Consider the following 12,819-nt stretch of genomic DNA (forward strand, 5'->3'; position numbering starts at 1 on the left):
AACTAAATCAATTTACTTCTTACTACCTCCCTTAGCCTGCTTACCCTGCTGCTGTGATGAACCAGTTGTTTCTGTTAACGCCTTACCCAACCTCCTCTCCTCCTCCTCACTCGTCATGAATAGGCTAGTCCTTTGCCTACCTCCCACGAGGATTACAGGTATGGCATTGATTTATAAGCTTTTTCACGTCAGGACCTACTCCTTACCAAGTAGCCTCTTAAGCCCTGGGTAGATCTCAAACAACTGCTCCTGCAGCGCCAACGTGTAGTACTGTATCACGATCTCCACAACCAGTATAAGGCCAATACCACCGCCAAAGACACCCGCAATATCGCCTAGGGCTGCGATCACGCCGACTATCAAGCCACTAATTATCGTGAGCATCCTGATGTACCTATCAAGGAACTTGGCAATGACCCTGGGGCTAGGCCTAAAGCCGGGTATGTGCATGCCGCCCTGCACTATGTACTTGGCCTGATCCTCAGCGCTCAGTCCAGCCAGGTTGACCCAGACTATGGCGAATATTACGGATAATACTGCGTATATGACTATGTGAACCGCTATGTACGCGGCATCTATGTTCCTGGGCACCACCGTGAAGTAGTAAAGCAGTGAGTTGGGGCATGGGACTAGGCCCTGCGGCGTCATGTGAGCACAGGCTAGCCAGTTAAGGAGTGGGTTTGTGTCAGCCTTGTTATACGCACTCCATAGGAGTGTTAGGCCCTCGCCGATTAAGTACACGGTGTATGCCGTGAATATTATGGGTAGTACCGAGACGTACATCAACTTAAGAGGTACTGAGTACCTATAGCCCCTGTACTGCACGAGGGCCACGGGTATCGAGACCTCCATGAGTTCCAGGTAAAGCACTATGAGGGCTAGGGCTATCGTGGCTATTAAACCGGTCAGGCTCGGCATGTTAACCTGATACAATATACTCATTAAGTAGCCTAGCTTACCACCAATTGCGTAATAAATCGATGCAGCCAACGCTGGTATTGCACCATAGGGTATTACCGAGCCTGGTAGGGTGAATGGGGAGAAGGCCATTGAGAACATTTGCTTAACGATGGTTACCAGGATGAATAGCGATATTCCGCTACCTAATCCCCAGCCCTTAGATATCATATCATCCATTAAAATTATTATTATAGTAGCTATTAGCAATTGAATAACTATCAAGACACCGCCCAAGGCATTGACCGGGACCAACTGGCCACTGGTCACTAGGGCGATAGCCTCGAGCAATCCAAAGACTATTGCGAGGAACTTCAATAGTGCATTGAACTTTGCCTGGTCGTCAGGGTCCTCAAGGTCTACGTTTATCATGTCCGAGAAGACTAGGATCTCGAGTATTATGCCGGCCACTACGATGGGCGTTATACCGAGCTGAGCCAACGTGCCGAATGTTATGCCCAGTATTGCCGCAATTGCTGGTGACATGAAGAAGGATGGAGTCACAGGCTCAACCCATACAGTGGCGTTATCGACATTAGTAGGTAAACAGTCACTGCAAGGAATGTCCAGAAGAGTCTCGAGCCCATGCTCAGGGCTTCCCTGGGCTTAGGCACAGTGGGCATGTAACGTAGTATTGGCTCCACAACATCGATGAACCTACGCCCAGCATTAGCCATGCACTACCCCCCGCACTAACTCAACGGAGCCTCCAGCAGCCTGATCTTCTCCTCAGCCTTCCTCGAGACCCAAACAGCCCTAACAATCATGGGCCTACTGACCTTACCCCTACCAAGCAACTTGTTGAAGCCAATCTTTAGTAGGTCAACGACGTACTTACCATCAACCACCTGCACCAAGCCCCTACTAACCAACTCATCAAGTATTGAGTCAAGCTCACCAACATTAATCCCAAGTCTCACAGCAACTATGGTCTCAGGCTGCTTAAAGCCGTGCTTACCATAGAACGGGTATCCACTGGAGTCCTCTGCATACTTCATTACTAAGGACCACTTATGCTTATGAAGCCCAGACCTACCCCTACCACCACTTGAACCACTCTTTCTATGCTGACCAACCCTACCCCAACCATGCGTCCTCGAACCCCTGTACTTCCTCGACTTCCTCTCGAATCTCCTAACCATGACTACGATTGACTATTGAAACCCTTAATAAATTTTATGACCTTCCCTCCACCACGTGCGTGAGGAATAAAGAACACGTACTACGCGCACAGTACAAATCCAATGGAAATAATTATTGACTATATATATTATTAAATCATCCTGAGAATCAACTCATTAATGGCAATACCCCTATAACCCAGGTCACCACCCTCATTAAACCCCTTCTTAACACTCCTAAGACCACCCGACGGTGGGTGAAGCCTGAAGAAGGCTTAAGCCCTGGTATGCAAAGCACCTTATTACCTGACCTCGGCCACGGCTTATCCTCAGGACATGCCAACCTATCAACCTCACCCACTATGTACGCCAGTGCGAATTCATCAATGCTCGACCAGCCATACTTCCTAACCCACTCATCGGTCAGGGGCTTATCGCCAATTAGCCTACCCCTCCTCCTCAACAGCTCGGCTAGGGTATCAGCATCTATCTCACCCCAAGTTACCCAGTCCTTGATGAGCCTAAGCATACCCACGTATGATGGCCTCTCATCAATGACGATGCATGTGTACCTCCTCCTCAACCTAAGCAGGTCCAGTGCCTTCTCAACGTCTGGCGGCGTATCCGCCAAGCCCTTAAGCCTAATCACCGCTATCCGCGTGTAGGGCGTCTCCTTAACGACCTGCGAACCCTCCTGAACCTGAACAGTCATAGTCAGTGCCCAATAAACCAATGATTTATTAAGCTTTAGCCTCCACGGCACTAGATGGAGAAGGCGTAGGTCTTCCTCAGGGCATCGTAGGTTGCCTTGACCAGGTTATGCGTAGTCCTCGTCTCACCCCACGTATACGACCAGACATCCCTAATGCCGGCGAGCCTAAGGACGACCTTGGCGGCATCAGCAGCCACAAGCCCAACACCCTTGGGTGCCGGTATTAAGACAACCCTAACACTACCGCTCTTACCAACGACCTTAAATGGCACGCTGTGTGGTTCATCACATGAGCAGTGCCATGAGCCGCAACCCCTCCTTACGGGTATTATGTTCAGCTTCGCCTCCCTAATGGCCTTCTCAATGGCTTGATTAACCTGCCTACCCTTACCCATGCCAATACCCACGTAGCCATCCTCATTACCAATAACCACAGCCACCTGGAACTGACTAACCTCACCAGCGTCGGTCTGCCTCTGCACAATGTTTATGCTAACCACCTCATGCTTAAGGTTCGGCAGGAAGAAGTCAATGATCTCAGGCTCCTTAATGGGCAGGTTAAGCCTGAATAGGTCGTCAATGGACTTCACCTTACCCTCCCTAACCAACTTACCAACCCACGTCCTAGGCTGCCAAGCCTCAGCAGCAGACTCAGTACTCATCGACCAAGGCATAACTAAACCATTTAAAAACATTTACACCACGCATCAGTCGATAGGTAGTCCACGGTAGCCCCTTATTAGGCTAGGTGAGGATTGCTAATAGATGGCGCTGGATAGGTTAGTAGCCGAGGTAATACTGTTAATAGGCTCCATGTACCTAGGCTACGCATTATTCACGGTAATCAGCCACATGGGACTCGCTATCTCACTAATGAACTCCATAAACCAGATGGCGGGCACCAGCATTTACATACCAGACGCCGTGGTGGTAAACAACGGAACAACAAACCAACTATACATGGTCATCTACAATAATGGACACACGGCAATAAACCTAGGCAGGATATACCTAACCTGCCAGGGAAACACCCTGGAAATAAACATGAACAACACCCACCTAGCCCCCGGAAACTACATACTAATAACCAGGCAAGTACCTGCCCAACAATGCATCGTCAACACGGTATTCTGCATCGCAAACACCACAATATGCATGGTCTATAAAACAAACACCACGCAGTACGTCATCTCATGAACTTAATTAACCATTAGTGACTTAAATATCAACCTGAGATTAAACTACTGATGTATTACGAGAATAATACAAGAAAAATAAACAGACAAAAAAGAGGAGACCTAAGTGGACCAATATACACAATACTTATGATAGTCTTCGTAATAGTGGCAGCCATCATGCTCTACAACTACTTCCAATCAAGAACCTCAGTACTAACAACACAGGCACAAATAAGCATTGTCAACCCACAACTGGCTGGTGACGTATACTCAATAACCATTGAGAACATAGGAACAACACCAGTAACCATAACATCAATAGCACTATATCCGCAAAACGCGCAAACACCCATAGTAAAACAAACATTAAGCAACCCAATAACGCTAAACCCAGGTCAATCAACGAGCATTATCGGAACAACATCAACGCCATTCATAACCGGGGATAAGTACATAGTGGTTGTCGAGGGCTATACAAACGGCGGTCAGGAAGTGGCGGCAGAAAGTATAGCGATTTCTCAATAATTAATGATTACTTGAATTAAAAATCGTCAAAATCACGTTAGTGGCTTATATCTTCAATTGAGATGCATTAATTGATGAGCAATTACATGGTTAGTGTTGACATAGATGGTTTCACCTTTAAAGTATCAGTATCAATAATCGCAAAGGAGGGCACGTACTATTACATTGTTAAGGAGCCTAAATGCGACACACAGTGCATGGACCTAAGGAGTAAGGTCATTGATTTCATGAGGCAGCGAAACGTCTCAATATTCGATGCAATAGGTGAAGTATTGAATGACCTAAGCAATAAGCAGTTAATGGAGTCAGTGATTTACTACCTACTAAGGGACTTAAGGAGTTACGGGCCAATAACCGTGCCCCTATTCGACCCCAACATCGAGGAGGTCGAACTCAATAATTGGTCATACCCAATAACCGTCGTCCACAGGGACTTCCCAGGAATTAGGTTAGTGACGAATATTAGGTTTAACTCCGAGGTTGAGGCCAGGGACTTCATAATGGGTATTAGCAGGAAGGGCTTGCCCAGGTCCGTCTCGTTAATGAAACCATACCTAGAGACAATACTACCAGAGGGTCATAGATTCACTGGAACGATTGGTGAAATAACGATAGGTCCAACCTTCAGCATTAGGAAATTCCCACCACAACCATTAACTCTCGAGGAGTTAGTACTAAGGGGTACACTAAAGCCAAGCGCCGCTGCCTACCTATGGCTTATTGCTGAACTTAAGGGCTTCATAATGATTAGTGGACCTATGAGCAGTGGAAAGACAACACTACTAAGCGCATTGGCTGGTAAACTACCCACTTACTCGAAGATCGTGACCATAGAGGACACGCCAGAGATACGCCTACCACACCCACACTGGGTTAGAATGTTCACTAGGGAGAACGAGGATGAAAAATCTAGGATAAGCATGTTCGACCTCGTTAAGCTAGCCGTGAGGTATAGGCCTGACTACATAATAGTTGGCGAGGTTAGGGGTGAGGAGGTCCATGCATTATTCCAAGCCTCAGCACTGGGCCACGGCATGTTAACCACATTCCACGCATCAACACCGGAGGAATTACTAATAAGGTTAACAAACCCACCATTAAACGTAAACTACGGCAATCTACAATTACTATCAAGTGTCGTATTTATGACCATTAGGAATGGTAAGCGAGTAATCAATGACATAGTCGAGCCGGTAATAAACAATGGCTCAATAGAGTTCCGAAGCGTCCTAACAAATTCAGGAGATGTTGACCTGAAGAAAAGCATCAAATTAAGAGCATTTGAGAAGGCATACGGAATAGACATTAATGAAGAATTAACTAAAAGGGAACAGCTACTTAGAAACAGTAGTAATACTGATTATGAAATTGAGGAACTAACCATAAGCAAGTAATAATCATAACAGGACATTAAGGCGGGACCCAACCCCACGTATTGGCCTACACGATAGGCCAGGGTTTCCACCGGCCCATTCTCCAACCGGCAGCCCCCTGAACGCGCCCACCCCGACTTAGGGCCGCTCCCTCCCGGGCCTAACCCGGTTCGCCGGGTTCCGCAGCCGGTCAACCCTACGGTTGGCCGGTTACGGCGTGGACGCCCCAGGGGACCGGTTATCATCGAGGTACCGGTGGTCCCTGACCTACCGTATAGGCCAATACGTGGGTTTCGGCCTCCGAACCCATCGGCCTGGGTTTCGCCCAGGGGAGGGTTGGGTTAGACCCTCCAGGCCTGGTCCCTATTCTTGCCTTGTTTATGGGAAAATAAATCTTTTCCATTGAATGTGGGCGGTAAGTTTATTTTGCTGTTTTCGATAGTTGGTTGATGGGTGGTTCTGTCGTTGAGGAGTTCGTTAAAGGGTTGATTGGTGGCGTTGGTGATAGTGTTGCTAAGGAGGTTATTAGGATCGGTTATGCCGTTGCTTCCTTCGTTATTTACGGCGTGGCATCGCTCATGAGGGAGGGTAGGGGTTCTAGGCTTTCCCTGGTTATTTCTCTATCGAGGATTTTCAATGCTAATTTTATGAGGGATGTTTTTGAGGTTCTCTTTGCTTCTCAGGGTGATGGTGATGACGTGATTGATGCTGCGGGTATTGTCTCTGAGACTTACATGATTAAGTTGATCTACGGTAATGAGGAGAGGAGGGCTAGGCCTGGTTTCCTGAGGCCTGTTAAGGTTGATCATAGTGTGTATGTGGCTGTTTATAATGATGTGAGGAGTTATATCGATGATTTTGAGGGTAGGAATAACATTGCCTTTGGGCTTATTGGTAATGTAATGGCCATTTTACTATCCACCATTGTAATAATGTTGATCATTGGCATGTGCCAGGGCGTGAGGAGTGAGGGTTACCCTGATGGTATTAGGGACTTCCTTGATTATGCGCTCACGCAGAGTACGCATATGGCGTTGTCCGAGTTGCTTAGTCATGGTTAGGAATTTAACTGGGTATTAACTGGGTAGTGCGTGGTCGATGGGGTTATTGAGGCTAGGGATTACGTGGCTCAATTAATTAGTAAGGGTTGGTTTAGGCATGCGGTTGGTGAGCGTGGTGTTAGGTACATAGTTGAGTTATTGAGGTTTGTGGACCTTAATTACAGGGAGTGCTCCGTGAATCTCGACCTTAACTTCTTAATGAATCTATTGGATGATTACTACAATATGGAGAGTAGGATTAGGTACTTCATTAGGGAGATAATGAGGGTTCAGGGTTATGATTCCGTAGCCAGGCAATTAATTAATGCTACCCAGTACTACCGCCTGACCTTAGGGAGTTCCTGGACAACATCGCTAAGTCACTGCCCTCAGACGCCGCACCTGGGGCCCTGATTGAGCAGGCAGTTAATGAGTTGTTGAAGGGTCTGGAGGATTTTAGGGAGAGGCTGATTTCAATAGTTAATGTTGCCAAGTCCCAATGCCCTAAAGCTTATAACCAAACCTCCTAACCAACTCCCTACGCTCCTTAATATCGGCATCACCCTCAATACCAAGTGGTGAGTGACCATCGACAACACCAACAACACCCCTCCTCTCAGGCGCTATCTCGGCAATAATCACGGAGAGAGGATTTGCTGTGGCGGCGTATATATTGACGACCTCGACTACGTGCTTCAGGGCGTTCAATACATTTATTGGCCATGCATTCCTCAGGTAAATCACGAAGGTGTGCCCGGCGGCTATTCTCCTACAGAGTTCTATGGCTAGTTTTCTCAACTCCTCGTCAGTCCCCTCATGCCTAATCAACCTCTTGCCAGACGCCTCGCAAAAGGCTAGTCCAAACTTTATGTTTGGTACTGAGTTCACTAGGGCTTCGTAAATGTCCTCTAGTGTCTTTATGAAGTGGCTGTGGCCTATTATTACGTTTGTGCCCTCTGGGATTGGTACGTCTATTACCTCGAACTTAATGCCCTGGGACATTATGATTAATCACTGTGACATGCTTTAAGCATTACCGCCATGTAGCCTATTGATTATGTAGCCCAGGGTCTCGAACATCTTACCCGGCGTGTATCCCTTCCTGGTCCTCTTTAAACGTACCCTGTTCTCGCCGTACACGATCCTCACGCTCTTCTTGGATATGCTTATTGTCACAGTCTTCATTAAGTCCACGTATGGTTCATAAACGAACCTCTCGCCACTATACGTGTACCTGCCAAGGAATGTGTAGTAAGTGGTGTTTGTTATCTTGATTATCTTGCTAATAATGGGTGAGAAGGCGAATAGCAGCTTCTCATATTGCTCGTCCTCGAGCTTTTCGTAGTTATGTTCATTGATTATTGCCGATAGGATTACACCATTTATTGCCTGGGATATGAATAGGCCATTAGGCCAGTAATACTCAGTGCCCTAATGCCGTGACCCCTCGTGAAGGACATTAAGCCCGTGAGTACAGCCATGTTATTTAGCCTCTAGTGGTGTTCCATCCGCTGGGCATTTATAGAATGTCTTCTTTGCGCATGTTGGGCAGTATAGGGCGTGGCACTTTGGGCATACGTAATAATCATCGTACTTAAACAACTTCTTGCCGCACCTCCAGCACCTGCCAATCACTAGTCCTTGGTACGTACACAACTACGCATGGTTTCAGGCTATTTTAAAGTCTTACGCCAGCACGGGTATTTCCACGGCCATGAGCATTAGCGCAAGCGTTAGCGGTATTGGCGCCACGTACTTAATCGTTGGGTTTATACTCAGGTTGTTTAGTAATGAGGAGAGTAACGTTACTGATAGGCTTATTATGTATGCCGTGAGTAGTAGGGGCGTTAGTACGGCGTTGATGCTTGGTATTGATAGACCAATTATTGTGTATGGCGCGTTTTTGAGGATTGAGGCTATTGTTGAGACTACAAACCTACTCACGTACGTGATTCCAGCAAATATCGCAGGCAATGAGTAGTTAAGTATTTGTAATGACCTTGAACCGTAATTAATACTCATGATTATCGACTTTAACTCTAGGAATACCCCAACAAGCCTATCAAGTGCCTTTGATGGGGAACCGAGATTTGGCATTTCCCTTAAAATGCCCATTGCGAATTTTATTAGCCATGGACCATCAACCTCAGCATTACTGATTTGACTTATCCTCCTTAGGTAAGTGATTAATGGGCGTGGGTATGGGTTATCAAGGACCCTCTCGAACACTGCACCTATGCTCACACCCGCCTTAACTATCTCCGAGATGTCACGCATTAGGTCTGGTAATGCCATCACCGAGTCCTTCATATCATTCACCCTACGCGTTACTAAGACTGAGAATAGTAGGGTGGTAGCATTAATGATATTATTCCCCTGATTCCGAAATACATAATTGAGAAGGCAGTAATTAATACTGAAGCACTCAATACTGCGTATATGTTCTTGTCATGCCTTAAATCCATGCGGATTATGTATGGTATTGACTGGTAAACCCTCACTATCATTGCTGGTAGTAATAGTGCCACGGCGGGCATTATGTATAGTATTGCATAGTTCATGCCGAGTACCGTCGTTATTATCACAAAGAGTATGAGTATGGTTAATGAGGATACGATTGCCACGACCACGTCTATTATCTGCCTTGATAATGAGGATAACTTATTACTTAATGTTGATAGGTAAATACCCTCAACACTCCTTACATAATTACTCAAGTCACCGCTATAACCCCATACGGATACGTACCCGTTTATGAACCTTTGAAACTCAATACTTGGGTGATACTTAGCCCTTAACTGCATGGCCCTCGTTATTGAGTTCGTGGTTAACGAATACCTCTTAATTAATGACCACTCCCTACTCATCCACTTAAGCCCGACCTTACCACTAACCTCAAATGCGTGGGTTATGTCCCCGCCAACATCATGTATTATATCGAGTAGGACCACGAAGAATGGCAACTCCCACTCCACATTCTCCTTAACCGAGTCCACTGAGTATATTGCCCAAATCACCATAAGTAAAACAGGCAATGCAGGCATTGGTGTTAAGGCTAATGATAGTATTAATGACTTAGTGATTAAGTACACAATAAGAGGTATTGGTATTAATGAGTATGTCAAGACCTCAACTATTGATGATATTTTATAAACATCCCATGAATAGCCACCAATAAGTGCTTCCCTGCCTAGGTAATCCCTTAATACTCGCCCCAGCGTCTTCACATAATTTACTTCTCAATACGATTAATAAGGCACTACGTGATTAATCCCTTAATTGCATTAGTTAATAATTGATTGATATTGATGACTGAGTACTTCGTGGGTATTGTGTTAGAACATGTTATCGAGGAGACACCCACCTCAAACATCTTTGAATCCGCCATATTGAGCAATAGGCAGTGCGTCGCTATTGCGTGGACCCTCACTGCGCCTAGAGCCTTGAGTATTTTCGTGGCTTCCATTATCGTGCCCCCAGTCGCTATTATGTCATCTATTATGAATACCTCCTTACCTGCAACATCAAGTTCCTTAGGCTTCATCGTAATCTCACCCGTGACCCTGTCACGGAACTTCTCAAGATAGCTAAATGAAGCCCCTAAGTACTCACTAACCTTCCTAACCCTCCATAGTGACCCAATGTCAGGGCTCAGTAGTACTAGTTTTTCAACTCCCCTAAGCCTATTCGCATATAATTCGAATGGTTCAACATTAACGCACTGAGTATTGGCTATCCTAAAGGCCTCGGGCTTGTGGACGTCCACGGTGATTATCGATGAGGCACCAAGCGATGATAATAATGACAGCATTATTTGAAGACTCACAGGCTCACCATCCCTAAACCTCCTATCCTGCCTTGAATACGGTAGGTAGGGGAGAACCACGTGGATTCGCTTAACCCCTAAGTCACGGGCTGCGTGAATCGCCAGCATTACCTGGATAAGCCTTGTGTTCTGTTCTGGATAGGCCCTCTGAATGAGTATTAAGCCGTCATATGTAGATAAATCAATGGGATACCTAATGTATGACTCACCGTCTGGGAATTGCTTCGTCTCGAGAACCACGTGGGTTAGCCCCAATGCATTAGCAATGTCATTGCCCACATCCGAAGACCAGGGAAATGACGCAACTAGATACTTCGCCACGATTAATTAACCAAACCTTGCCTTTTTAGAATTTATCTTCAGGGATCATCAGGAGGCTGAACCTCATAGAGTCTCCTACCCCTCGACGTTTTAGGTGCCAACCAATCAATGAATCTCCTTGGATCGTTAGTCTCTACGATAAATGTTATGGGACCCAGTGGGCTTTCATTTTCCTCGGTCACAAACGTGAGAACACCCGCGTACGCGGCCTGTTTGTGTAGGTGGAATACTACCCTATTACCATCAATACCCCTCATTAGTATGGAACGTGCGCTATCCTCAATTCCCTGCTCCTTAATCAGGTTGTGCACCTTAATTAATGATTTAAAGCCATTACCCAGGGCAACTATGTACTTCTTGCCCTCACTCCCCTCAATCCTTATCTCATCATAAATAAACACGTTGCTCAACGCCCTCCTGACCTTATCCTCATCCTCCGTGGGCCTGACCTCAACCCAAACCTCAGCCTTCACGTAGTGACTAAGTACTACGGTGTTTTAAGGGTTTGGCTTCGTGCACATTAATCTTTAAATATTCAACTAGAGTTTGGGTCTCCGTATGAAGACGCTGTTTTTCGAGGTACTCAATACATTGGTTAAGCTGACGCATTTTGAGACTGAGAGCGCCAGGCTGATCAAGGATGAACTGAACATAAAGGCACCACTCGAGGAGTTGACTAATCAATTCAAGAAGGAGTGGGAGGATAGGTACAACATGTTGATTAGTAAGGGTGTCTATAGGTCGTTGAGACAGTTGGCGAGGGAGACGATGATATCACTATTGAAGAAGTACTCACTAAGCCTAAGCCCCGCTGAGCTTGATTACTTCGGCAATGCATTATCGTCGCTCGTGGTCGAGACCTCGGAACTCTACCCAGACGTGGTTAATGCCATAAACTCACTGGCTCAGATGAATGTGCCCATGTACATACTCACGAACTTGGATAATGACGTGGCAAAGAAGATACTACTGAAGAATAACCTATTGAGGTACTTCAAGGGTGTCGTCAGCTCTGACCTGACTAAGGTTGGTAAACCAGCCGTTAAGATATTCCAAGCCGCCCTAAACAGGGCTGGTGTCTCGCCAAGTGACGCCTTAATTGTTAGTGGATTGATTGAGGATGTTATTGGCGCTAAGTTTCTCGACTTAAAGGTGATATTTGTGAGGAGGATGAATGCGCAATTGCCCGTTAAGCCATTCTATGAGATAGACTCGCTAGCACAATTGCCAGAAATAATAAGTAAATTCACCTAGTTTAATGGCCACCCTTAGCCTGACAGTCTCGTGCCTCCTCTTCTCAGCCCTCTCTCTAGCCTTCTTCTTCCACTTATGCACGTGCGTCTCCCTCAATTTAACGCTCATTAAACCCCTCATCCTACGACCGGCTGGCGTCAATGCCCTGAAGACCCTACCCCTCTTACGCTTGATCTTAATAGCCTTGGGCAGTGCGGGCTCGGGCGGTAATGCCTCACCCTTAATGATCTTACTCAACCAATCCCTAAGTCTCTGCACGTTAACGTCCCAGACAGTATCCCTATTGGTATCAACCCTAATACCCAATAGCCTAGCCTCATCAACCGTCAAACCAACAGCCCTAACCTCACCAATTGAGTAACCCCTACCAACCCTCCACTCACTACCCAAAACACCACCACTACTAATCAGCCTTGGTCTCTTAACGAGCGGTTCCGGCGGTGGTAGTACTGGTGGTTGCGTTGCTTGCGACATCCCATGCACGTAATCAACACCCCCTTTATAAGCATTAA

The 12,819-nt window shown here is 46.3% G+C and carries 18 protein-coding genes, 1 other RNA gene and 2 pseudogenes; 6 read left to right on the forward strand and 15 right to left on the reverse strand.

Going from position 1 to position 12,819, the window contains the following annotated elements:
• Positions 1–12: 12 nt before the first annotated feature.
• The 6 genes and pseudogenes from JCM14467_RS19280 to JCM14467_RS01650 all read right to left on the reverse strand — a co-directional run bounded on the left by JCM14467_RS19280 (position 13) and on the right by JCM14467_RS01650 (position 3,452).
• The gene (locus JCM14467_RS19280) at positions 13–147 is read right to left on the reverse strand and encodes a hypothetical protein (RefSeq protein ID WP_256359186.1); all 135 of its coding nucleotides are present in this window, start codon (positions 145–147) and stop codon (positions 13–15) included.
• A gap of 48 nt (positions 148–195) precedes the next feature.
• Positions 196–1,461: a preprotein translocase subunit SecY gene (secY, locus tag JCM14467_RS01635; RefSeq protein WP_252900386.1), complete on the reverse strand. Its 1,266-nt coding sequence runs from the start codon at positions 1,459–1,461 to the stop codon at positions 196–198.
• Positions 1,458–1,634, reverse strand: a complete 177-nt coding sequence (locus JCM14467_RS14915) for a hypothetical protein (protein WP_252900387.1) — start codon at positions 1,632–1,634, stop codon at positions 1,458–1,460. Before JCM14467_RS14915 ends, secY begins: the two co-directional genes overlap by 4 nt.
• Positions 1,627–2,099, reverse strand: a pseudogene (locus tag JCM14467_RS01640) (uL15 family ribosomal protein). Before JCM14467_RS01640 ends, JCM14467_RS14915 begins: the two are co-directional and overlap by 8 nt.
• Positions 2,100–2,230: 131 nt before the next feature.
• Positions 2,231–2,790: pseudogene (locus JCM14467_RS01645) on the reverse strand (50S ribosomal protein L30).
• Between the two features lie 50 nt (positions 2,791–2,840).
• The gene (locus JCM14467_RS01650; protein WP_054848883.1) at positions 2,841–3,452 is read right to left on the reverse strand and encodes a 30S ribosomal protein S5; all 612 of its coding nucleotides are present in this window, start codon (positions 3,450–3,452) and stop codon (positions 2,841–2,843) included.
• Between the two features lie 103 nt (positions 3,453–3,555).
• On the opposite strand from JCM14467_RS01650, the gene JCM14467_RS01655 reads away from it, so the two are divergent.
• From JCM14467_RS01655 to JCM14467_RS01665, 3 genes are all read left to right on the forward strand, one after another.
• Positions 3,556–3,987 carry a hypothetical protein gene (locus JCM14467_RS01655; protein WP_054848884.1) on the forward strand — a complete coding sequence of 144 codons (432 nt, stop codon included), beginning with the start codon at positions 3,556–3,558 and terminating at the stop codon, positions 3,985–3,987.
• A 50-nt stretch (positions 3,988–4,037) separates the two neighbouring features.
• Positions 4,038–4,493, forward strand: a complete 456-nt coding sequence (locus JCM14467_RS01660; RefSeq protein ID WP_054848885.1) for a hypothetical protein — start codon at positions 4,038–4,040, stop codon at positions 4,491–4,493.
• Between the two features lie 74 nt (positions 4,494–4,567).
• Positions 4,568–5,887, forward strand: coding sequence for a type II/IV secretion system ATPase subunit (locus JCM14467_RS01665; protein WP_054848886.1), 1,320 nt, complete (start codon positions 4,568–4,570; stop codon positions 5,885–5,887).
• Between the two features lie 21 nt (positions 5,888–5,908).
• On the opposite strand, the gene ffs is transcribed toward JCM14467_RS01665, so the two are convergent.
• Positions 5,909–6,232: signal recognition particle sRNA (gene ffs / locus JCM14467_RS14920), an RNA gene on the reverse strand.
• A gap of 83 nt (positions 6,233–6,315) precedes the next feature.
• On the opposite strand from ffs, the gene JCM14467_RS01670 reads away from it, so the two are divergent.
• A complete protein-coding gene (locus JCM14467_RS01670; RefSeq protein WP_054848887.1) occupies positions 6,316–6,927 on the forward strand; it encodes a hypothetical protein in 612 nt (203 codons plus the stop codon).
• 30 nt (positions 6,928–6,957) lie between these two features.
• A complete protein-coding gene (locus tag JCM14467_RS01675) occupies positions 6,958–7,320 on the forward strand; it encodes a hypothetical protein (protein ID WP_252900388.1) in 363 nt (120 codons plus the stop codon).
• A gap of 90 nt (positions 7,321–7,410) precedes the next feature.
• Here JCM14467_RS01675 and JCM14467_RS01680 read toward each other — a convergent pair whose 3' ends face one another.
• The 7 genes from JCM14467_RS01680 to JCM14467_RS01700 form a co-directional block, all read right to left on the reverse strand.
• Positions 7,411–7,908, reverse strand: coding sequence for an adenosine-specific kinase (locus JCM14467_RS01680; protein WP_054848888.1), 498 nt, complete (start codon positions 7,906–7,908; stop codon positions 7,411–7,413).
• 24 nt (positions 7,909–7,932) lie between these two features.
• Positions 7,933–8,100, reverse strand: a complete 168-nt coding sequence (locus JCM14467_RS14925; RefSeq protein WP_252900389.1) for a hypothetical protein — start codon at positions 8,098–8,100, stop codon at positions 7,933–7,935.
• 288 nt (positions 8,101–8,388) lie between these two features.
• Positions 8,389–8,562, reverse strand: coding sequence for a hypothetical protein (locus JCM14467_RS14930; protein ID WP_252900390.1), 174 nt, complete (start codon positions 8,560–8,562; stop codon positions 8,389–8,391).
• A 30-nt stretch (positions 8,563–8,592) separates the two neighbouring features.
• On the reverse strand, positions 8,593–9,225 hold the full coding sequence (locus tag JCM14467_RS14935; RefSeq protein ID WP_252900391.1) for a hypothetical protein: 633 nt from the start codon (positions 9,223–9,225) through the stop codon (positions 8,593–8,595).
• A gap of 11 nt (positions 9,226–9,236) precedes the next feature.
• Entirely contained in the window at positions 9,237–10,133 is an 897-nt protein-coding gene (locus JCM14467_RS14940; RefSeq protein WP_252900392.1) for a type II secretion system F family protein, read from the reverse strand.
• Between the two features lie 32 nt (positions 10,134–10,165).
• Entirely contained in the window at positions 10,166–11,053 is an 888-nt protein-coding gene (gene prs / locus JCM14467_RS01695; RefSeq protein WP_054848889.1) for a ribose-phosphate diphosphokinase, read from the reverse strand.
• A gap of 38 nt (positions 11,054–11,091) precedes the next feature.
• Positions 11,092–11,526 carry an RNA-binding domain-containing protein gene (locus JCM14467_RS01700; protein ID WP_054848890.1) on the reverse strand — a complete coding sequence of 145 codons (435 nt, stop codon included), beginning with the start codon at positions 11,524–11,526 and terminating at the stop codon, positions 11,092–11,094.
• An 85-nt stretch (positions 11,527–11,611) separates the two neighbouring features.
• Between JCM14467_RS01700 and JCM14467_RS01705 the strand changes: the two genes are divergently transcribed.
• Positions 11,612–12,307 carry an HAD family hydrolase gene (locus JCM14467_RS01705; RefSeq protein ID WP_054848891.1) on the forward strand — a complete coding sequence of 232 codons (696 nt, stop codon included), beginning with the start codon at positions 11,612–11,614 and terminating at the stop codon, positions 12,305–12,307.
• Here JCM14467_RS01705 and JCM14467_RS01710 read toward each other — a convergent pair.
• A complete protein-coding gene (locus tag JCM14467_RS01710; RefSeq protein WP_054848928.1) occupies positions 12,269–12,781 on the reverse strand; it encodes a ribosomal protein L13e in 513 nt (170 codons plus the stop codon). The genes JCM14467_RS01705 and JCM14467_RS01710 overlap by 39 nt on opposite strands.
• Positions 12,782–12,819: the final 38 nt, after the last annotated feature.

The sequence above is a fragment of the Vulcanisaeta sp. JCM 14467 genome (genome assembly GCF_001316245.1).
Lineage (GTDB): Archaea > Thermoproteota > Thermoprotei > Thermoproteales > Thermocladiaceae > Vulcanisaeta.